Genomic DNA, 19,231 nt, shown 5'->3' on the forward strand with positions numbered 1-19,231 from the left:
GAATTTCGGCGCGGGGTATACGCGCAGAGGCATTTTGGGCGGACCAACTATGCTTCGCCTGCGCCCATTCGTATCAACGGTGCCAGGGAGTCGAAGGAGAGTGCCAGTGAAGCGTGGGATCGTGCTGGGTGTGGCCGGCGTGGCCGTGGCGATCGCCGCCTGCGCCGGCTGTTCGGGCAACAAGTCCAACACCGGCTCATCGAGCTCGGCCTCGGCGCCGGCGGCGGCGGGCACGCAGGTCATCGTCGACGGGCAGAACCAGAACGTCACCGGGCAGGTCACCTGCAATTCGGCGAACGGCGTCACCACCATCGGCATCGGTGACGCGACCGCTGGGCTCGGCGCGGTCGTCAGTAACGACAACCCGCCGATCGTCCACTCGGTGGGCCTGGGCAACGTCAACGGCGTCGCACTCGGTTTCTCCGACGCCGCCCCCAACCAGGGCAGCAACGCCGGGGCTGCGGTGAACGGCAAGACGTACGCGATCAAGGGCACTGCCACCGGGACCGATATGAGCGATCCCAACCAGCCGAAGCCGGTGACCAAGTCATTCGAGATGGACGTGACCTGCCCCTAAGCGCAGGTCATCGACACCCAGGAGGGGCGCAAGTATGTCTGTGAATCGTGTCGTGAGCGCGGCGGCGGTCGCCTTGGGCGTGAGCCTGTCGGCGATGACGCTGGCACCCGGCCTCGCGAATTCCGCTCCGATGGACCCGCCCCCGCCCTGCCCGAATTGCCACGGCGGTGGTGGCGGCGGGGGAAACCCGGGTGGCGGCGGCGGGGGTAATCCCGGCGGAGGCGCGGGCGGCGGGCCGCAGAGCGCGCCGCCGCAAACCCACGATGCGCCGCCGCCGCAGAATCCCGAGCCGCAGCAGACGCAGAATCCCCAGCCGCAGCAGACCCAGAACCAGGCGCCGCAGCAGACCCAGAACCAGCAGCCGCAGCAGACCCAGAACCCTCAGCAGCAGACCCAGAACCAGGCGCCGCAGCAGACGCAGAATCCCCAGCCGCAGCAGACCCCGAACCAGCCGCCGCAGACGCAGGGCAACGGGCCGCGGACGGGCGAACCCTGGGAGTCGCCCAACCGGGGCCCCTCGGGCCCGCCGAACGGGCAGACCAATGCGCCGGGCGGACCGAGCAACTCGCCGGCCGGAGGCCCGCAGAATCAGCCGCCCGACCGCAACGCGCGCCCGGTGCTCAATCCGCCGAGCACGCAGCCGCCGCATCCGCCCTATGTCTCGCGCCACGACGTCGTCAGCGCCAGCGCGCAGATCGGCGGCCCCGGTGGCGCGGACGTCCAGTTCAACGTGGTGGGCCGCGGCGCGCCGCCGCCTCCCGGCGGCTGGAACCGGCCGTGGGCCGGACCGCCGCGCGACGTGGTGGCTGCCCGGGCCGACTTCGGCCCGTTCAACTACGACACCTTCACCGTCATCCCGGTCTTCAACTGGCAGTACGGCGGCTGGGGTTACTGGTTCTTCGGGGACTGGATTCCGCTGTACTGACGGCGGATCCGCCGTGCAGGCCGTCCCGGGTGAAACCGGGGCGGCCTGCATCGCGTTGCGGCGACACGGATTCCGTGTGCGCGGGGTGCTAATCTTCCCGGCGCGCCTCGTTCGCAGCGGCGCGGCCAATCGAGAGTAGGACCACGTTGGACGGACGTTTCGTCAGGCTCGGTCGCGACGGCGGCTGTCTGACCGTCGAGCTGATCAACTCCAAGCCACTCAACATCATTGGCAGCGGGGCGATCGCGGAGCTGGCCGGGGCGTTCCGCTCGCTCGGGTCCGACGACGACGTGCGGGTGGTGGTGCTGCGCGGGTCGGGGGAGAAGGCGTTCATCGGCGGCGCCGACATCAACGAGATGGTCGCATTGGAACGCGCCAGCGCCGAGGTGTTCATCCGCGGCCTGGCGAACCTGTGCGAGGCCATCCGTGCGTGCCCGGCTCCCGTCATCGCCCGGCTCGCGGGCTGGTGCCTCGGCGGTGGCCTGGAAGTCGCGATGTCGTGCGACCTGCGCATCGCGGAGACCGGCGCCAAATTCGGGATGCCGGAAGTCGCGGTCGGGATCCCGTCGGTGATTCATTCGGCGTTGATGCCCGCGCTGATCGGCGCGTCCCACACGGCCTGGCTGTTGATGACCGGCGAGACCATCGACGCCCAGACGGCGGCCACATGGGGGCTGGTGCACGAGGTCGTGGCGCCCGAGGCGCTCGACCGGCGCATCGCCGAGCTCACGGCGAAGTTCACCGGTTTCGGCCCGCAGGCGGTGCGGCAGCAGAAGCGGATGCTCAACAAGTGGTTCGACATGTCGGTGCACGGGGCCATCGAAGACAGCGTCGAGCAGTTCGGGCTCGCGTTCCTCACAGGTGAACCGCAGCACCACATGCGGGCGTTTCTCTCCCGCAAGGGCGGCAAAAGCTAAGCGCCAGTTGACTATTGGTGATAGAAGAGGCACCCGGTCGGTCGGACCCCGCCGGCATCCCGTGGCGGCCGGTCACTGCGGGTGGGCCGCCAGATACTCGCCGACCGGGATCGGCGACGATTCGGCGTAACCGATGGGCAGCAACACATCCCCGGCGGTGGTGGAGTAGTAGACGTCCCACCGGTAGTAGCCGGCGAACGCGGCCGGATCCGACGCGATCAACGCGGCGTATTGGTCGACCGCCTGCACATATTGGTGCGCGTGGTTGTAGTGGTAGATCGCGCCATCACGATCGCTGCCAAAGCCATTCGCTGCGAGGTAGCGGCCCGCGGCCATGATGCTGTCGTGGGGCGAATTGATATCGCCCCCCTGGGCGTAGGCGGCGAACGTCGACGGCAGGAATTGCATCGGCCCTTCGGCGCCGGCGGCGCTCGTGCCGACGATGCTGCCGAAACGCGTCTCCACCAAATTGACGGCGGCCAGGTAATTCCAGCCGACACCGGACTCCGCCTCCGCCGCGTGGTAGTAACCCAGCAGCTCGTCGGCCGGGGCGGGCGGCGCGATGCGCCAGGGCGGCAGCGTGTCTTTGGCGGGCGTCATCGCCTGCAGCTGTCGACGGGCGTCGACGTTGCGGTCGTAGACGTCGAGTAACTCCGCCGGGATTCGCGGCCGCGCGATCGCATCCCATTCGGGATGCCGCCCGATTGCGCGGTAGGCCGCCTGCTCGCGGTGGGCCGCCGCCGTCAGCGCCGGCTCGGCCGTCGACGGGTCCCGCAGCGCCCGCTCGTCGGCGACGAGGTCGTCGGCCAGCTGGGCCGGATCCGACGCGAGTTGGGGCTGGACGCCCTCGGGCGGGCGCGGTGCCGCGGGCGGGGTCCGTGACGCCAGCGGGGTGGCGGCCGCCGTGGGGGCGTTCGGGGCGGTGGCGGGTGTCGCCTGTCGCACCGCAGTCGGTCCCGCGCATGCCGCGAGCGCGACCATGGCGGCCAGGATCGGTGGCCCGGCGCGTCGCATCCCTGCGACGCCGGCGGCAGCTCGGCTTCGGCTCACGGCGGTGACAACTCTCATGCGCTGGGCAACATCCACAGAAAAGCCTAGAGCCTCGGTTCGCGGGTCTCGATCTTGGCGACGTAGCAGCCAGGACGACGACGCGCAGCGGTTGTGAGCCGGATCGCCGAGGGGTATTTTTTTGGTTGATCGGGTCCGCGCTTCACATTTCCGCCACGATCCCGACTGGGGGAGTCGGAGACATTTGATGAACATTGCTTCGCTGAAACAAAATTTGTACGAGTTCGCCGTCGAATTGCGCCAGTTGGCCTACACGATGCCCGGTGGGCACGAAGACCCTCTTGTGCACCTGAGTGAGCGGATGATCGACTGCGCCAAGCAGGTGGTCGCCGACGGGGCGCCGGTGAAGGGGGCCTTGTAGCTCCCTACGGGTTGTTCTGCATGGCGCACTGCACGACCGCGTCGGCGAGGTTCTGGTCGAAACCCATCTGGTTGACTTTCTGAGCTTCGGCGGCGGGGGAGGCACCGGACTTGATGTCCATCTCGACAAGCCGGGCGAGCTGCAGACTCTGTGGGTCCGGATTGCTCAATGGGACTTGCTTGACGCTTCCCACGCAACGACGGTAACCGCTGATGTCGGCATGAGCGGACGGCGCGATCAGCGCAAGCGGGTCAAGAACGGCGACGGCGGCGGCTATACCGACCGCCGCGGCGACGCGGGTCATACGCATGACCCATGGTATCGCCGCGCATGCCCACGGCAAAGGGTCGTCGGGATCGGTGACGAGTACCTGTGCGCACCGGCGAGAGCATCGTAATGCGTTGCGGTGCAAAGCTTTAAGCGCTCAACGGACGGCCCGCGGTCGACATCGCCCCCGGCGCCGGTGAAGGATGGGTGCGGTGATCATCGCCGTCGATCTCGGCAAGACGTCCTGCCGGGCCGCCGCGGGCGGCCGGCGGGCCGAGGGAGCGGGCGCGCCGGGACTCGCATCGCCCGGCGGCGTGCGGGCCGCGGAGGCGGCGATCGTGGCCGTGGCCGGCGACATGGCGCGCGATCTGGGCCCGGTCGACGAGGCGATCGTGGGCGCCGCCGGTGCCCTTGCGGCGCCGCGCGCGGCGCGCGCACTGGGCGAGGCGCTGCTGGCCGCGCTGGGGGTCGAGCGCGTCGCCGTGACCAGCGACGCCGTTGCGGGGCGCGGGTGAACCGGGCGCCGGCGCCTCGACCGCTTCGGAGGCCGCGGGAGGCGGTTGATCCTGGCTGCGTTCCTCCGGCCGGCGCGGAGCCCAGACCTCGTCGCCCAGCTCGTCGGGGATTAGCCACATCAGCAGCGCGAAATTGGCGACCGCCAGCACACCGTGCAGCACGATGTCGGCCGCGTGGAACCCAAAAGGCGTCGGCCTTGAGCGCGCCGTGGCGACACTGGTGACAAACAACAGGATCGTGTAGGCGACGGCGCTCGACGCGGTCACGACGACCGCCGCGCGGCGCCTGCCCACGGCCACGATGGCGACCACGCCAAACGCCACCAGCATCGTGTTGTGCGGCCAGGTGGAGGCCAGGCCGAGAAATTTGGCGCCGGTGGGGCCGGCATGCGGGTGCAGCATATCCGCGATCAAGCCGCCGATGCCCAACGCGCACACCAGCACGCCTTGCGCCAGCAGCATCCAACGCCCACTGTGAAAACGCCCCGGGTCCATGGGGACTCTCCGTAGGCCGGACGTCTTTCCCGGGACCGGTCCCGCCGTCATCGGCATCGCTGTACCTCCCACCAAATAGCCCGATGACTCCGCCTACCCGCTATTGGCCGGATTACACCGGCGCCGCGCGGTTACCCCGCAACCCGCGCGCGGGCCAGGTCGAGGGCGATGTCGATGAGCAGGTCCTCCTGTCCGCCGACCAGGCCGCGGCGCCCGGCTTCGACCAGAAGGGCTCGCGCATCGACGTCGAACCGTTCGGCGGTTGCCTCGGCGTGCCGCAAGAAGCTGGAGTACACGCCGGCGAAGCCGAGCGTCAAGGTCTCCCGGTCGACGCGCACGGGCCGCTCCTGTAGCGGGCGCACCAAGTCGTCGGCGGCGTCTTCCAGGGCGTTGAGATCGCAACGGTGCCGCCAGCCCATCCGGGTGGCCGCCGCGACGAAGACCTCCAGCGGCGCGTTGCCGGCCCCGGCGCCCATGCCCGTCAGCGACGCATCGACACGGCGACAGCCGCGCTCGACCGCCACGATCGAATTCGCCACGCCCAGAGCCATGTTGTGGTGGGCGTGGATGCCGACTTCGGTTGTGCCGTGCAGGCTTTGGCGGACCGCGTCGACCCGCTCGGCGACGTCGCGCATCGTCATGGCGCCACCGGAGTCGACGACGTAGATGCACCCCGCGCCGTATCCCTCCATCAGGACGGCCTGTTCGGCCAGCGCCCGCGGGGTGGTCATGTGGCTCATCATGAGGAACCCGACGGTGTCCATGCCGAGGTCGCGCGCCGCGGCGATGTGATGGGCGGAGATGTCGGCCTCCGTACAGTGCGTCGCCACGCGCACGACGCCGGCGCCCGCCCGGTGGGCGGCGGCGAGGTCGCGCACCGTCCCGATGCCCGGCAGCACCAGCGTTGCGACCTTTGCCTTTTCGACGACGCCGGCTACGGCTTCGATCCACTCCAGATCGGTGTGGGCGCCGAATCCGTAGACGCAGCTGGACCCGGACAGCCCGTCGCCGTGGGCGACCTCGATCGAGTCCACGCCGGCCGCATCCAGCGCCCGGGCGATGGCGGTCACCTGTTCCAGGGTGTACTGGTGCCGGACGGCGTGCATGCCGTCGCGCAGGGTGACGTCGCTGATGTGGAGCGGCTCCGTCATAGCGAGACTCCGGTCATCGAGTGGGCGGCGATGCGTTCCGCCGTGGCCAGGGCGGCCGACGTCATGATGTCGAGGTTGCCGGCGTACGGGGGCAGATAGTCGGCGGCTCCGGTCACCTGCAGCATCACGGTGACCCGGGTGCCGATGAACTTCCCGGTTTCCGGGATGTGCAGCGGCCGGTCGGGGCCGAACGTCTCGAACTGGACGGGCCTGGTGAGCCGGTAACCAGGCACATACCGGGTGACCCGGTCGACCATCGCGGCGATCGAGGCCTCGACGGCCGCGTGGTCACAGTCCCCCTCGACCAGGCAGTAGACAGTGTTGCGCATGAGGATCGGGGGATCGGCCGGGTTGAGGATGATCACGGCCTTGCTTCGCTGCGCTCCGCCAACGGTTTTCAGCGCGGTGGCGGTCGTCTCGGTGAACTCGTCGATGTTGGCCCGCGTCCCCGGACCGGCCGACTTCGACGAGATGGACGAGACGATCTCGGCGTAGGACACCAGTGCCGCGTCGTTGACCGCAGCGACGATCGGCACGGTGGCCTGGCCCCCGCAGGTCACCATGTTGAGGTTCGCCGCGTCGATATGGTCTTCCAGGTTGACCACCGGCACGCAGAAGGGGCCGATCGCTGCGGGGGTGAGGTCGAGAACGCGCACGTCTGTGTCGCGCAACAGGTTCCAGTGCCTGGCGTGCGCGCCCGCGCTGGTGGCGTCGAACACCAGCCGGACGTCGTCGAAGTGCGGCATGGCCAGCAGGCCGTCGACGCCGTCCGAAGACGCTCGGACACCAAGACTTTTCGCCCTCGCCAGCCCGTCGGACCCCGGGTCTATGCCTATCATCGCCGCCACAGCCAGCGGTCCGGCGCTGCGGAGAACCTTCAGCATGAGGTCGGTGCCGATATTGCCGGACCCGATGATGGCGACCGGGAATCGTTCTTTTCTCATGGAATCTCTCCTGGACTACTCGAAGCTCACGCCGACGGAGCCGAGCCCGGTGACCGTCGCGGAGGCCAGGTCTCCCACGGTGACGAATTCGGCCGTGGTGTAGGAGCCGGACATGACGATCTCGCCGGCCTCGATGGTGGTGTCGAACCGCGCCAGCGCGTTGGCCAGCCACGCGACGGCCGCGGCCGGGTCACCCATCACGGCGGTGCCGGGCCCGGTGCCCACGTTCGCGTCGTTGACGACGAGGGTGGCGGTGGTCTCCGGCAGCGGCGGAGCCTGTTCGATCGGTACCCACTCGCCCAGCACCACCGCACCGGAACTGGCGTTGTCGGCGATGGTGTCGGCCAGCGTGATTCGCCAGTCGGCGATCCGGCTGTCGACGATCTCCAGGGCCGGGGCCACCGCCCGCGTCGCCGTCATCACGTCGTCGACGGTTATCCCCGTTCCGCGCAAGGGCTTCCGCATCAGGAAGGCGACCTCCGGCTCGACGCGCGGGGCGCAGAACGCGCTGACCGGAACGGCCGCACCGTCGGGCAGCACCATGCTGTCGAGGATGTACCCGAAGTCGGGCTCGTCGACGCCGAGGAGCTCTTGCATGGCGGCCGACGTCAGGCCGATCTTGTGGCCGCGCAGCACGCGCCCGGCGCCGATCTGTCGGGCCAAGTTGATGCGTTGCACCGAATACGCCTGGGGCACGGCCATCCCCGGATAGGTCCGCGTCAGCGGGGGAATAGGTGTTGCGCTGACCTGGGCGTCGTAGAGCAGGCGAGCGGCGTCGGCCATGGATTGGGCGGTCATGCCGGGCCCTCGGGACCGAGCAACTTGGCCGCCATCTCGAAGACGATCCGCGCGTGGAGGTCCATCAGCTTGACCAGATCGACGGAATCGCCGCCGACTTCCTTGGCGATGAACAGGCCGTCGGCGCCGGCGATCGCGTAGGTGGTCAGCAGCCGCACCCCCTCGTCGTCGAGCGCCGGCGCCACCTCGCGCACCATGTCCTCGAACCGGTGGAACGCCCGGTCGCGGACCTCGAGGAACATCTCCCTGGCCCGCGGTTCGGCAGGGCGGCGCTCCAGGCTCAGCATCAGGCCGAGGCGCAGGAAGTCCGGCGCGTCGAGGAGGGCCTTGGCGACCTGCCCGCCGAGTTCGGTCACCCACGCGGGGTCCGCGGTCACCGCCGGCAGGTCCAGCGCGGCCAGCCAACGCTGGAAGCTGCGGTCGATCACCGCCGCGATCAGGTCGTCCTTGTCGGCGAAGTGCCAGTAGATGGAGGTCGGCGGCAAGCCGCTCTTCTTGCTGACCAGCGAGATCGTGGTGCCGTCGTAGCCGCGTTCGGTGGCGACTTCGGTTGCCGCGTCCAGGATTCGCTCGCGCGATTGCTCGCCGTTGGCTCGGGTGCGCCGTTGAGCACGGGGTTGCGCGGCCGCGGCGCCGTGGGTCTTCTTCTTGGCCACATGCCCTCCTTGGGGGTGTTGACGATCACGCTATCCGTAGCTTACCGTATGGAGCGCTACATTAACAAACTCTTCCAGCGAAGGTTCCCCTCATGTCAGACCAACCGACTCACGACGTCGCGATCGTCGGGTATGGACCCGTCGGCGTCACCGCCGCCAATCTGCTCGGCCAGATGGGCCTCAAGGTGGTCGTCGTCGAGCGCGATCCGAACATCTACGCGCGGGCCAGGGCCATCTCGACCGACGAAGAGGTCGTGCGCATCTGGCAACAGGTCGGCTTGGCCGACCGGCTCAACGCCGACATGCAACCCGGGAACGGGGCGAACTTCGTCGACGCCGACGGGGTGCCGTTCGTGCGGCTGCTGCCGGTGTCGCGGGGCAACGGCCACCCGCCGCAGCAGTTCATCTACCAGCCGGCGCTGGAAGCGGTGCTGCGGGAGGGGGTGGACCGCTTCCCCAACGTCACGGTCCTCCTCGAACACGAGTGCCTGCGGGTGGTCCAGCGCGACGAGCACGTCGAATTGATGCTGGCCGACCTCCGCGTGGACGAATTCCGGCGCATCCGGGCGTCGTACGTGATCGCCGCCGACGGCGGGTCGAGCTTCGTCCGCGGCCAATTGGGCATCGGCTTCGGCGGGCGCACCTTCGGGGAGCGCTGGATCGTGATCGACACCAAGGTGCTCGAGGAGTGGCCGGGCCATGACCGGCTGCGGTTCCATTGCAACCCGGAACGCCCGACCGTGGACTGCCCCACCCCGCTGGGCCACCACCGCTGGGAGTTCCCGGTGCGTGACGAGGAGGACGAAAAGGACCTGCTGTCCGAGGAGGCGATCTGGAATGTGTTGCGCGCGCAGGGGATCTCGCCGGACAACGTGAAGATCCTCGGCTTCGCCTGCTACAGCCACCACGTCCGGTTCGCCGATCGGTGGCGGGTCGGGCGGGTCTTCCTGGCCGGCGACGCCGCGCACGCGATGCCGCCGTGGATCGGCCAGGGCATGTGCGCCGGTGTGCGCGACGTCGCGAACCTGTGCTGGAAGCTGGGCGCGGTGCTGAACGGTTCGCTGCCCGAGTCGATCTTGGACACCTACCAGGCCGAGCGGATGCCACACGTGAAGGACGTGACCAACCGAGCGGTCAAGACGGGCAAACTGATCATCCAGCGCGACCCGCGGCGCGCCGCCGTGCGCAACCACTTCTTCCGCACCGCCAGCAAGGTGCCCGGCTTCACGTCGTGGCTCCGTCAGCACCGCTGGCTGCCCGACGCCCGCTACCGCGAAGGCCTGTTGGCGCTCAACGGGAACGGCGCCGTCGGCTGGCTGATCCCCCAACCGTGGGTCGTGGCGGAGAAGGGCGACGCGGTCCGCCTGGACGACGTCATCGGCGGCCGCTGGGCGGTGCTGCACCTCGGGTCGGCGCCCGACGCGCGGCAGTGGCGTGAAGCCGGCGTGCCGGTCCTGAAAATCCTTGTGCCCGGCGCGGTTCCGAAGCCCGACAGCGTGATGGACGCCGACGGCGTCCTGACGCGCTGGCTCGACAAGAGGGGGGCGTCGGTGGTGGTGGTGCGGCCCGACGGCTTCGTCTACGCCGCGGCCAAAGAGGACCAACCCCTGCCGCCGCCTCCGGCCGGATTCATCGAGCGGCGACCCGCTACGCCCGGCAACGCCCCGCTTGCGACCGCCACGGCGTAGGGGAGATATCGATGACCAGCAACACCATGACTGAGCGCACCGTGCGCGTCAACGGAAAAGACATCTTCCTCGTCGAGACGGGCGCCGGCGCCCCGGTGGTCCTCCTGCACGGCGGCGGGCCCGGCGCGTCCGGTGTGTCGAACTTTTCGCGAAACATCGACGCCCTGGCCGAGAACTTCCGGGTGATCGTTCCCGACATGCCCGGCTACGGCCGCTCCGCCAAGGGCGTCGACCGAAGCGACCCGTTCGGATACCTGGCCACCCACATCGGCGGCATGCTCGACCAGCTGGGCATCGAGCGCGCGCATCTGGTGGGCAACTCCTACGGCGGCGCCTGCGCGTTGCGGCTCGCGCTAGACAACCCGCACCGGGTCGACAAACTTGTGCTGATGGGACCCGGCGGTGTCGGGACCACCCGCGGGGTGCCGACCGCCGGCCTGAAAAGCCTGCTGTCGTACTACGGCGGCGACGGCCCGAGCCTGGACAAGCTGCGCGCCTTCATCCGCACCTACCTGGTGTACGACGGCAGCGCGGTCCCGGAGGCCCTCATCGAATCGCGCTACGCGTCCTCGATCGACCCCGAGGTCCTCGCGAACCCGCCGCTCCAACGCCCCGCGGGGCTGGGCGCGCTGTGGCGGATGGACTTCACCCGCGACCGCCGGCTCGGCGATCTGAAGACCCCGACCCTGATCATCTGGGGACGCGACGACAAGGTCAACAAGCCCAGCGGCGCAACGATGCTCGGCAACCGGATACCCAACGCCGACGTGCTCATCACCGCCAACACCGGCCACTGGGTGCAGTGGGAACGCGCCGACTTCTTCAACGCCGTCACCACCTCGTTTCTGACGGCCTGACCATCTCTAGGAAGACTCATGACCACTGATGTGTTCGGCAACGTCCACCTGGGCTACGCCGTGATCGAAACCACCAAGTTCGACGACTGGAAGCGCTTCGGGCGCGACGCGATCGGCATGCACCTCGACGAGATGATGCCCGATACCATCCGATTCCGCCTGGACGCCAACGAATCCCGCTTCCTGCTGCGACGCGGGCCGGCCGAGGACGTCGTCGCTCTGGGCTGGCACCTCGACGACCACGCCACTTTCGACGAGATCTGCCGCCGGGTCACCGACCACGGCGTGCCGGCCGGCGAGGGCTCCGATGACGACGCCAAACTCCGGGGCGTCGAGCGCTTCCTGCGGTTCCCCGGGCCCAACGGCCTCGCGCAGGAGGTGTACACCACCGCCCGCACCGCCCCCCTCGCGCTTGAGATACCAGGCAGCGGGTTCGTCACCGGCGCCGGAGGATTCGGTCACGTGGCCATCGCCACCAAGAATCCCCACGAGCTGCGCGGCTACTACAACCACGTGTTCGACGCGCGCCTGTCAGACTTCATCGACGAGACGATCAACGGCCTGAAGCTCAAGATCCGCTTCCTGCGGGTCAACGAGCGCCACCACTCGGTGGCGATCGCGTCGGTGAACCGGTTGCCGGTCAACCCGATTCGCACCCGCGTGCAACACGTGAACGTGCAGGTGGGCTCGCTCGACGACATGGTGGCGTCGTATCAGCGCGTCAAGGAATCGGGCTTTGACATGGCCCTCTCGGTCGGGCAGCACACCAACGACAGGGAGCTGTCGTACTACGCCCTGACCCCCTCGGGCTTCGAGTGGGAGGTCGGCTGGAACCCGATCGTGGTCGACGAGTCCACCTGGACGCCCACCACGCACCAGGGCATCAGCATCTGGGGACACAAGCCCGAAGGGCAGTCGATCGTCGACAAGCTCCAGATGTTCGCGGTGGCGGCGCGGTCGGTGCTGCATCGCGAAGACACCGTCGCGCCGCTCAGCACCCCGCCCATCGCCGACGATTGACCGCCGAGATCACCCCGCCCGCGTCGCGCTCGTGAGCGTGAAAGCCGGTATCCGGCAGCAAATCTCGCCCACGTCCCGGCCGGCGCACATCACCGTCCGGTCCGGCCGCACCACCGCGGCGCGGGCCCGGCCGGCCCGCAACCACAAAGCCAGTTCCGTGCCGGGATGGGCCGGCACCACGAGGGCGCCGCGCCGGCTCACCTCGTCCTGCTGCGACGGGCTGAGCAACCCGGACGTGATGAGGGCGAACCGGGCGCCGACCACCTCATCGAACCGTTTGTCCTTGGCCAGAATGGGATTCGGGCACAACCTGCCCGCCAGCCGTCGGCCGCGTGCCTTCTGCACCAAGGCGCTGCTGCGCAACGCCGGTGTCGTGCTGTCGACGATCTTGTCCCGCACCCCCGGGATCAGGTGCAGCCGCGGAACCAGCACCCGGCGGATGAGGTTGCCGGCCTCACCGCCCGCGGTCATCGCCGCGCCCATCGCGAGCGCGAACCGGATCATGTAGCGCGCGTGGCGCATGCGCTCGCGCTCGTACGTGTCGAGCGCACCCTCGGGCAGCCACCCGTTGACCACCCCGGCGAGCTTCCACGCGAGGTTCATCGCGTCACGCAGCCCGGCGCACAGCCCCTGGCCGATGAACGGCGGCGTCAGGTGCGCGGCATCGCCGAGGATGAACATGTTGCCACGCCGCCAGTGGTTGGCGACCTGCGCGCGGAACGTGTATTCGGCGACCCGCACGAGGTCCAGTTCGCCGAGTTCGACACCCTCGACCCACGGCCGGATCAACGGGTACAGCGCCGCCATGGTGCCGTAGTCGTCGGCGGTTTCGTCGGGCAGCAGCCGGAATTCCCAGCGGTAGCGAGTATCACCGATCCGCATATAGGTGGCCGCCCGATGCGGGTCGCAGACCTGGTGCACTCCCTCCCACTGGTCCAGATCGGCGACGGTCGCGACGTCGACGACGAGCCAACGTTGTTGGAAATTGAGGTCTTTCATGCGCGCGCCGATCGCGGTGCGGACAAGGCTGTTGGCCCCGTCGCAGCCGAGCAAGTACCTCGTCTCCAACCGGTGCTCCCGGCCGCTGACCCGGTCGGTGAACGCGACCTGCACCCGGTCGGGGCAGATCTGCACCGCCTCGGTGACTTCGGCGTTGCCGCGGAGAACGGCGTGCGGGAAGTGTTTCAGGTTGCGCCGCAACAGCGCCTCGAACTCCGGCTGGTCGAACATGTTGGCCTGGGGGTAACCGTTGGCGCTTTCGGAGCACTCCCGATGAAATTCCGCCATCACCCGCATGTCGCGGTCCCGCAGCTGCAACCCGCGGGCCGGCCGGGAGATCGCCGCGAACTCCTCGGCGATCCCCAATCCGCCCAGCAATCGGTAGATTTCGTCATCGAGGTGGACGGCGCGCGGCTGCGGGTAGACGTCCTCCCAGCGGTCCAGGACCAGGCAGTCGACGCCGTACTGGGCCAGCTTGGTCGCGGCGGTCACGCCCGTGGGTCCCGCGCCGACGATGACCACGGGAACGAAGTCCGGGATGTCGCTCACGAGTACCTCACGACGTTGCGCTGCGTCCCGAGCTTGATCTTGCCGTCGTCGGTGAAGACGCTGGCCTCGACGACGTCGCCGTCGTGCAGGTACTTGGAATTCTTTGCCTGGCCGGCGAAGAACAGTTTCCATTTGACGTCGTCGGGCAGCAGGCCGACGATCTTTTGGACGGCCTTGGGCGGCGCGGACAGCGCCGTGCCGACCGGGGTGCCGGTGAGCACCAGGTCTCCGGCCGAGAGCGTCTGGAACCGGGCCAGCGCCGCCAGGGCCTGCACGGGCCGGTAGATCATGTCGCCGTCGACCCGGCTGTCTTGGCGCGGTTCGCCATTGACCCGCAGCTGCATCCGCAGGTCGCCGAACCGGCCCAGCTCCCCGGCGTCGAGCAGCACCAGCGCCGGTCCGACCGGGGTGAACGTCGGATACGACTTCGCCTCGTAGAACTGGGTTTTCGTCAGTTGCACGTCGCGCGCCGACACGTCGTTGGTCACGACCAGCCCGCAGACATAGTCGGGCAGGTTCGCGGCGGTGACCGCGGTGCCCACCGGCAGCTCGCGGCCGATCACCAGGCCGATCTCCACCTCGTAGTCCAGCAGGCGCACGTGCTCCGGCTTGACGATCTCGTCCACCGGGCCGGTGATGGAACCCGACGCCTTGCGGAAGAACGTGAGCGGCACCGTCTTCGGGTTGCCGCCGGTGTCCTCGACGTGCGAGGCGAAGTTGGTCATCTGCGCGACGACGCGGCACGGGGCGGTCACCGGGGCCAGCAGCTTCAGGCCTGCCACCGCCACGGTGTCGGTGCTCGTGGCCGCCCGCTCGATCGCCGCCCGGTCGGCCAACAGCTGCGCCGTCGTCGCGGCGGCGGTGTCGACCCTGGCCACGTCGTCGGCCGTGCCGGCCCACCAGCCCTCGGGGGTGCGATAGACGGAAATGCTCATGACCGTGCCACTTTCAGAAGGCCGCGCATGCGGGAGATGTCGAATTCGTTGTCGCTGTTCCGGATCGCGGTCACCATCGACCGCACCTCGCGTGCCGCTTCCTTGCCCGGAGCGATGCCGAGGAAGTCTTTCGTCGCCGGCGGCCCCCACTGGGCCAGCCCCGAGGCGGTGAACGGCGCCCAACCCGGTTCCAGTGTGTTGTCGAACATGTCGCCGTCGCTGAAGTGCTCGACCAGAAACCCGTCGGGGTCGCGCCAATAGTCGAAGATCTGACTGCCCTGGATGTGCCGCCCGATTCCCCAGGACCGCCGGTAGCCCCGCTCGCGCAGGTATTCACCCCCGGCCGCGATCGCGTCCAGGTCGCACACCTGGTACGCCGAATGCACGTAGCGGTTGGACGGCCCCAATGCCATGGCGAGCGTGTGGTGGTCGGCCGGGGTGGATCCGAGGTCGCAGCGAATGAAGCTCATCGTGGGGCCGCGGTCGCGCTGGCCGGCGTAGTACAGGAAGTCGCTGACGATGAGCCCGAAGTGATCGAGGTACCAGTTCAGCGTCTCCATATATGTGGTGCTCTGCAGCACCACGTGACCCAACCGCTGCACGCGCGCGGGCTCGCGCGGTGGCCGCTGGGTGGCGTTCACGCGGCGCAGTTCGTGCCCGAAGTTGAAGACGTGGGGCCGTTGTCCGGGAAGCCCCGCCAGCTCGTGCATGCCGGCGACGACGCGAACCGGTGTCCCCGAGGGGTCGGTGAGGTCCACCGCGATACCGCCGACGGCCTCGGGCAGGGCGCGGGGCGTCCGCCCCGTCGCGTCGGCGAGCCGCCGGACGTCGGCCGTGTCCTGCGCGGCAAAGGCGAGGCCCACGAAGCGCGACCGGGGTCCGCGGCGGACGAGCACGCACGGTGCGCCCGCCTCGGTGCCGCGCAGATGCAGCTCGTCGGCGGTGTGCAGAACCGTGGTGAAGCCGAACGCCCGCGCGAAGGCCTCGGCGCGGACCGGGTCCGGTTTCTCGAATTGCAGCCACGCAAGGTCGCGGACCTTGATCAGTGGATTGCGCGAACGCCCGGGGTGCTCGCCGCGCAGGCCGCCCTGCTCGCTGTGCAGGTCTGTATGGGCGTCTGTATGGCCGTCTTTGTGGGCGTCTTTGTGGGCGTCGACGTGGGCCGTCACGATGATCTCCTCGATTGACTGACGATATCGTCACTTACGATTGCCCCGTCAGTCAAGAGGTTATGACGAAGTCTTCACAACTGAGGCTCTGCTAGCATCTGCCCATGACGCACCCGAACGGCGGGGGGGAGAACCGGCTCGAGCGGCGCAAGATGCGCACGCGTGCGGCGCTCATCAGCGCCGCACAGGGTTTCATCGCCGCGGGGAAGTTCAACGTGCCGGTTCTGGAGATCACGCAGGCGGCCGACGTCGGCATGGGTTCGTTCTACAACCACTTCGACAGCAAGGACCAGTTGTTCCAGGCCGCGGTCAACGAGGTGCTCGATCAGCTGGGCGCCTTGCTCGACACGCTGACCGCCGAGGATGAGGACCCGGCGGAGACGTTCGCCCGGAGTTTCCGGCTGATCGGTCGGCTGTTTCGGCGGCGGCCGGAGATGTCGCGGGTGCTGCTCAACAGCGGGTTGACGATGATCTCGGCCGACCGCGGGCTGGCGCCGCGGGCCCTGCGCGACATCGACGTCGCCGCGCGGGCCGGCCGGTTCACGGTTGACGACCCCGTGCTGGCGTTGTCGCTGGCGGGCGGCGCGCTCATGGGGCTCGGCCAGCTGCTGAACGACCATCCCGAACGCGACGACGCCGCGGCGGCCGACAGCGCCACGCGAGCGGTGCTGATGATGTTCGGGGTGAACGCAGACGAAGCCGCGGAGATCTGCGACCGGCCGCTGCCCGACCTCGGCGAGCTGACGGAGCCCGACTCGGCGGCCTGACCGGTCCGCCAGCGTCACGCCTCGTCCAGGGTGGGAAAGAGCAATTCGGAGACCAGCAGCTGCACTGCCGCGGCGACGGGTATCGCCACCAGCGCCCCGACCACCCCGAGCAGTGCCGCGCCGATGAGAACGGCGAACACGGTCACCCCGCCCGGTACGCGCACGGCCCGCCCGATGATCCGGGGGGTCAACAGGTAGTCCTCGGCCAACCGGAAGCCGACGTAGAAGGCCACCGTGGCGATGCTGACCGGGATCGAGACGGTCAGCGCGACCAAGGCGACCACGAACCCGCCCACGGTGGACCCGTAGGGGAACAGATCGATGATCGCGACGAACACGCCGAGCAGCACCGCGTACGGGACGTGCAGGAAGAAGCACCAGGCGAACGTGGCCGCCCCGGCGATCAGCGACGTCAGCACATTGCCGAAGACGTAGTCGCCCACCTTGGCCATCACCTCGTCGCCGATGAGGATCGCTCGCGGCCGACGTGACTTCGGCACAAGCCGGTACATGGTCGCTCGGATTCGCGGCATGTCGCCCAGGAAATAGACGGTGAGCACGGCCACGATCCCGACGTGTGACAGCGCCCCGAACACGGTCTCGCCGGCCCTGAGCAGGCCGCCGACCGCCGGTGCACCCGAGGTGTGCAGCATGTCGGTGATTCGTTGTTGCACGTGGAAGCGTTCGTTGAGTCCGCCGATCACCGTGGAGTGGTTCTGAGCCTCCTGCAGAAAGCGCGGTACCTGCTCGATGAATTGCCGCGCTTCCTGCGCCAGTGGGGGGATGGCCGCGGCCACCGCGCCCGCAAAGACCCCGAAGACCACCACGACGACCAGCGTCACCGCCGCCCAGCGCGGCACTTTGTGTTTCACCAGACCCGCCACCGCGGGCTCGAGGCCCAGCGCGAAGAACATCGCCGCGCCGACCAGGACCAGGACCGGGGCCGCCGCACCCAGAACGCGCACCGCCGCGTAGGTGACCGCCACGCCCGCCGAGGCCGCCATTCCCACGAAGAACGGCGAACGCCGATTGAAGCGTTCACCTCGGGCCCCGAAAGGCGCACTCTCCGATCGCATTTGGGCTGCCGCGCGTTCGGCCGCCGCGATGGCGCCCTCGTTGTCGCGATGCGCGCGGCGGCGAGGCTTCGGATCGGCGGGCTCCTGACCGCCGGGCTGACGGTCGCTCTTGTCATCCAACGTCCCGACTCCGTTCGTCAGCGGGCGAGTTGCGACGGTATGCCAGCCGGCGTCGCGGTGCAATGATTGAAGCGCGGCGATCCAAAGGGGGACGCGATGACCGGATTCAAGGTGGTGCGGCCGGCGATGGCCGCCTGCGTCGCGGGCCTGGGCGCCGCGTTGTCGACCGGAGTGCTGATCGCCGCGGCGCCGCCGGCCAACGCCGGCTGCCAGTACGGGGGGTCCTACATGAGCAAGTGCGACGGACCCGTCCAGCCCGACGGCACCTGGCAACGGTGCGTCGTGTTCACCCACCTGATGCCGAGCGGCATGAGTTCCTTCCTGGTGCCCGAGCGGCGCTGCGATCTGATGGGACCGGGCCAGAATCCCGGGGGTTTCGACTTCGCGAGCCCGCCGGTGCACATCGACGATTGAGCCGTGACCGCGACGGCTCTCGGCGATCCGGGTGCCTTTCTCGCGGCCGTTCGGCTACAGCGCATGCGCATGAGCGACCACGCGCTGACCCGCAGCCAAATGAGGACGCCAATTTTTGGCGGTCGTACTCTCGGCAACGAAAGATGGATTACGCTGCCGGGAAGCGCCGACTGCCTATCGGATTGTCGAGATCGGCGCGACATCTCAATTACATCCGCCGGCCGGAGGTTCCATATGTCGTTTGTGATCGCGGTGCCGGAATTCGTGACGGCAGCCGCTTCGGATTTGGCACGTATCGGATCCACGGTCAGCACGGCCAACGCAGCGGCTTTGGCCCCGACGACCGGAGTACTGGCCGCGGGCGCCGACGAGGTGTCGGCGGGCATCGCCGCGGTGTTCGACGCGCACGCGCAGGCGTATCAGGCGCTCAGTGCTCAGGCCGCGGGTTTTCATGACCAGTTTGTGCAACTCATGAATGCCGGCGCGGGGCAGTATGCCGCGGCCGAGGCCGCCAATGCCTCGCCGCTGCAGAACCTGTCGGGGCCGGCGGCGAATGCGGGCCACAATTTCGGCTATGGCAATACCGGCACCGGCAATATCGGCTTCTACAACCAGGGCAGCAGCAACGTTGGCTTCAATAACACCGGCATCAGGAACTTCGGTATTGGCAACACGGGCACGTACAACTTCGGCGGCTGGAACACCGGCTCCAGCAACTTTGGGCTGGCCAATTACGGCATCCATGACATCGGGATCGGGCTCACCGGCTCCTACCTGATTGGTATCGGCGGGCTGAGCTTTACCTACTAGACGGATCCTCGGCGCCCTGCAGACGCGCTGCCGGAAAAGTCGGAGCCCCCTGTCAGGATTGAACTGTATTCGCCGGTCAGTTCAGGGGGTCAAACCACGATTTACGTGCGAAAAGACATCACGGTAGTTCACTCAATTTATCTGTAACTGTGG

The 19,231-nt window shown here is 68.7% G+C and carries 21 protein-coding genes; 10 read left to right on the top strand and 11 right to left on the bottom strand.

Annotated elements, in window-relative coordinates; genetic code table 11:
- The first annotated feature begins 106 nt into the window (after nt 1-106).
- From BN971_RS12575 to BN971_RS12590, 3 genes are all read left to right on the top strand, one after another.
- Nucleotides 107-577 carry a lipoprotein LpqH gene (locus BN971_RS12575; protein ID WP_085182687.1) on the top strand — a complete coding sequence of 157 codons (471 nt, stop codon included), beginning with the start codon at nt 107-109 and terminating at the stop codon, nt 575-577.
- A 34-nt stretch (nt 578-611) separates the two neighbouring features.
- Nucleotides 612-1,502: a hypothetical protein gene (locus BN971_RS25060; protein ID WP_170322143.1), complete on the top strand. Its 891-nt coding sequence runs from the start codon at nt 612-614 to the stop codon at nt 1,500-1,502.
- 146 nt (nt 1,503-1,648) lie between these two features.
- On the top strand, nt 1,649-2,419 hold the full coding sequence (locus BN971_RS12590) for an enoyl-CoA hydratase (protein ID WP_245837007.1): 771 nt from the start codon (nt 1,649-1,651) through the stop codon (nt 2,417-2,419).
- Nucleotides 2,420-2,491: 72 nt separating this feature from the next.
- On the opposite strand, the gene BN971_RS12595 is transcribed toward BN971_RS12590, so the two are convergent.
- Entirely contained in the window at nt 2,492-3,433 is a 942-nt protein-coding gene (locus tag BN971_RS12595) for a lytic transglycosylase domain-containing protein (protein WP_085182685.1), read from the bottom strand.
- Nucleotides 3,434-3,674: 241 nt separating this feature from the next.
- Between BN971_RS12595 and BN971_RS25065 the strand changes: the two genes are divergently transcribed.
- The gene (locus BN971_RS25065) at nt 3,675-3,848 is read left to right on the top strand and encodes a hypothetical protein (protein WP_169718649.1); all 174 of its coding nucleotides are present in this window, start codon (nt 3,675-3,677) and stop codon (nt 3,846-3,848) included.
- Between the two features lie 4 nt (nt 3,849-3,852).
- Here BN971_RS25065 and BN971_RS12600 read toward each other — a convergent pair whose 3' ends face one another.
- From BN971_RS12600 to BN971_RS12625, 6 genes are all read right to left on the bottom strand, one after another.
- Nucleotides 3,853-4,152, bottom strand: a complete 300-nt coding sequence (locus BN971_RS12600) for a hypothetical protein (RefSeq protein WP_085182684.1) — start codon at nt 4,150-4,152, stop codon at nt 3,853-3,855.
- Nucleotides 4,153-4,264: 112 nt separating this feature from the next.
- Nucleotides 4,265-5,092: a DUF4383 domain-containing protein gene (locus tag BN971_RS12605; protein WP_170322151.1), complete on the bottom strand. Its 828-nt coding sequence runs from the start codon at nt 5,090-5,092 to the stop codon at nt 4,265-4,267.
- A 164-nt stretch (nt 5,093-5,256) separates the two neighbouring features.
- A complete protein-coding gene (gene dmpG, locus BN971_RS12610; protein ID WP_085182681.1) occupies nt 5,257-6,276 on the bottom strand; it encodes a 4-hydroxy-2-oxovalerate aldolase in 1,020 nt (339 codons plus the stop codon).
- Nucleotides 6,273-7,220, bottom strand: a complete 948-nt coding sequence (locus BN971_RS12615; protein ID WP_085182680.1) for an acetaldehyde dehydrogenase (acetylating) — start codon at nt 7,218-7,220, stop codon at nt 6,273-6,275. Before BN971_RS12615 ends, dmpG begins: the two co-directional genes overlap by 4 nt.
- A 15-nt stretch (nt 7,221-7,235) precedes the next feature.
- A complete protein-coding gene (locus BN971_RS12620; protein WP_085182679.1) occupies nt 7,236-8,018 on the bottom strand; it encodes a 2-keto-4-pentenoate hydratase in 783 nt (260 codons plus the stop codon).
- Nucleotides 8,015-8,674, bottom strand: coding sequence for a TetR/AcrR family transcriptional regulator (locus tag BN971_RS12625; protein WP_085182678.1), 660 nt, complete (start codon nt 8,672-8,674; stop codon nt 8,015-8,017). Before BN971_RS12625 ends, BN971_RS12620 begins: the two co-directional genes overlap by 4 nt.
- A gap of 92 nt (nt 8,675-8,766) precedes the next feature.
- On the opposite strand from BN971_RS12625, the gene BN971_RS12630 reads away from it, so the two are divergent.
- From BN971_RS12630 to BN971_RS12640, 3 genes are read left to right on the top strand one after another with little or no spacing between them, the layout of a single operon-like run.
- Entirely contained in the window at nt 8,767-10,362 is a 1,596-nt protein-coding gene (locus BN971_RS12630) for a bifunctional 3-(3-hydroxy-phenyl)propionate/3-hydroxycinnamic acid hydroxylase (protein ID WP_085182677.1), read from the top strand.
- A gap of 11 nt (nt 10,363-10,373) precedes the next feature.
- Nucleotides 10,374-11,219, top strand: coding sequence for an alpha/beta fold hydrolase (locus BN971_RS12635; RefSeq protein ID WP_085182676.1), 846 nt, complete (start codon nt 10,374-10,376; stop codon nt 11,217-11,219).
- 18 nt (nt 11,220-11,237) lie between these two features.
- Nucleotides 11,238-12,239: a VOC family protein gene (locus BN971_RS12640; protein WP_085182675.1), complete on the top strand. Its 1,002-nt coding sequence runs from the start codon at nt 11,238-11,240 to the stop codon at nt 12,237-12,239.
- A gap of 9 nt (nt 12,240-12,248) precedes the next feature.
- On the opposite strand, the gene mhpA is transcribed toward BN971_RS12640, so the two are convergent.
- Genes mhpA through BN971_RS12655 form a run of 3 tightly spaced genes read right to left on the bottom strand, consistent with a single transcriptional unit; the run spans nt 12,249 to nt 15,891 of the window.
- Nucleotides 12,249-13,787: a bifunctional 3-(3-hydroxy-phenyl)propionate/3-hydroxycinnamic acid hydroxylase MhpA gene (gene mhpA, locus BN971_RS12645; RefSeq protein ID WP_245837005.1), complete on the bottom strand. Its 1,539-nt coding sequence runs from the start codon at nt 13,785-13,787 to the stop codon at nt 12,249-12,251.
- Nucleotides 13,784-14,722 carry a fumarylacetoacetate hydrolase family protein gene (locus tag BN971_RS12650; protein WP_085182673.1) on the bottom strand — a complete coding sequence of 313 codons (939 nt, stop codon included), beginning with the start codon at nt 14,720-14,722 and terminating at the stop codon, nt 13,784-13,786. Before BN971_RS12650 ends, mhpA begins: the two co-directional genes overlap by 4 nt.
- Nucleotides 14,719-15,891 carry a VOC family protein gene (locus tag BN971_RS12655; RefSeq protein ID WP_090350144.1) on the bottom strand — a complete coding sequence of 391 codons (1,173 nt, stop codon included), beginning with the start codon at nt 15,889-15,891 and terminating at the stop codon, nt 14,719-14,721. The genes BN971_RS12650 and BN971_RS12655 overlap by 4 nt, the downstream gene beginning before the upstream one ends.
- A 104-nt stretch (nt 15,892-15,995) precedes the next feature.
- Here BN971_RS12655 and BN971_RS12660 point away from each other — a divergent pair, with 104 nt between their 5' ends.
- Nucleotides 15,996-16,658 (top strand): TetR/AcrR family transcriptional regulator, encoded by a 663-nt coding sequence (locus BN971_RS12660; RefSeq protein ID WP_085182671.1) that lies wholly within the window; start codon nt 15,996-15,998, stop codon nt 16,656-16,658.
- A 14-nt stretch (nt 16,659-16,672) separates the two neighbouring features.
- Here BN971_RS12660 and BN971_RS12665 read toward each other — a convergent pair whose 3' ends face one another.
- Complete coding sequence (locus tag BN971_RS12665) at nt 16,673-17,854, bottom strand: AI-2E family transporter (protein ID WP_245837004.1); 1,182 nt, start codon at nt 17,852-17,854, stop codon at nt 16,673-16,675.
- Between the two features lie 126 nt (nt 17,855-17,980).
- Here BN971_RS12665 and BN971_RS12670 point away from each other — a divergent pair, with 126 nt between their 5' ends.
- A complete protein-coding gene (locus tag BN971_RS12670) occupies nt 17,981-18,268 on the top strand; it encodes a CDGP domain-containing protein (RefSeq protein ID WP_085182851.1) in 288 nt (95 codons plus the stop codon).
- A 3-nt stretch (nt 18,269-18,271) separates the two neighbouring features.
- Nucleotides 18,272-19,078: a PE domain-containing protein gene (locus BN971_RS26660; RefSeq protein ID WP_372511844.1), complete on the top strand. Its 807-nt coding sequence runs from the start codon at nt 18,272-18,274 to the stop codon at nt 19,076-19,078.
- Nucleotides 19,079-19,231: the final 153 nt, after the last annotated feature.

The organism is Mycobacterium bohemicum DSM 44277 (assembly GCF_001053185.1).
Classification (GTDB): domain Bacteria; phylum Actinomycetota; class Actinomycetes; order Mycobacteriales; family Mycobacteriaceae; genus Mycobacterium; species Mycobacterium bohemicum.

What these genes read in the sequence shown, in the direction of transcription:
- BN971_RS25060 (WP_170322143.1), top strand. Translation starts at nt 612, where the DNA reads ATGTCTGTGAATCGTGTCGTGAGCGCGGCGGCGGTCGCCTTGGGCGTG.
- BN971_RS12595 (WP_085182685.1), bottom strand. Translation starts at nt 3,433, where the DNA reads ATGCGACGCGCCGGGCCACCGATCCTGGCCGCCATGGTCGCGCTCGCG.
- BN971_RS25065 (WP_169718649.1), top strand. Translation starts at nt 3,675, where the DNA reads ATGAACATTGCTTCGCTGAAACAAAATTTGTACGAGTTCGCCGTCGAA.
- BN971_RS12600 (WP_085182684.1), bottom strand. Translation starts at nt 4,152, where the DNA reads ATGACCCGCGTCGCCGCGGCGGTCGGTATAGCCGCCGCCGTCGCCGTT.
- BN971_RS12605 (WP_170322151.1), bottom strand. Translation starts at nt 5,092, where the DNA reads ATGCTGCTGGCGCAAGGCGTGCTGGTGTGCGCGTTGGGCATCGGCGGC.
- dmpG (WP_085182681.1), bottom strand. Translation starts at nt 6,276, where the DNA reads ATGACGGAGCCGCTCCACATCAGCGACGTCACCCTGCGCGACGGCATG.
- BN971_RS12615 (WP_085182680.1), bottom strand. Translation starts at nt 7,220, where the DNA reads ATGAGAAAAGAACGATTCCCGGTCGCCATCATCGGGTCCGGCAATATC.
- BN971_RS12620 (WP_085182679.1), bottom strand. Translation starts at nt 8,018, where the DNA reads ATGACCGCCCAATCCATGGCCGACGCCGCTCGCCTGCTCTACGACGCC.
- BN971_RS12630 (WP_085182677.1), top strand. Translation starts at nt 8,767, where the DNA reads ATGTCAGACCAACCGACTCACGACGTCGCGATCGTCGGGTATGGACCC.
- BN971_RS12635 (WP_085182676.1), top strand. Translation starts at nt 10,374, where the DNA reads ATGACCAGCAACACCATGACTGAGCGCACCGTGCGCGTCAACGGAAAA.
- BN971_RS12640 (WP_085182675.1), top strand. Translation starts at nt 11,238, where the DNA reads ATGACCACTGATGTGTTCGGCAACGTCCACCTGGGCTACGCCGTGATC.
- BN971_RS12650 (WP_085182673.1), bottom strand. Translation starts at nt 14,722, where the DNA reads ATGAGCATTTCCGTCTATCGCACCCCCGAGGGCTGGTGGGCCGGCACG.
- BN971_RS12660 (WP_085182671.1), top strand. Translation starts at nt 15,996, where the DNA reads ATGACGCACCCGAACGGCGGGGGGGAGAACCGGCTCGAGCGGCGCAAG.
- BN971_RS12670 (WP_085182851.1), top strand. Translation starts at nt 17,981, where the DNA reads ATGGCCGCCTGCGTCGCGGGCCTGGGCGCCGCGTTGTCGACCGGAGTG.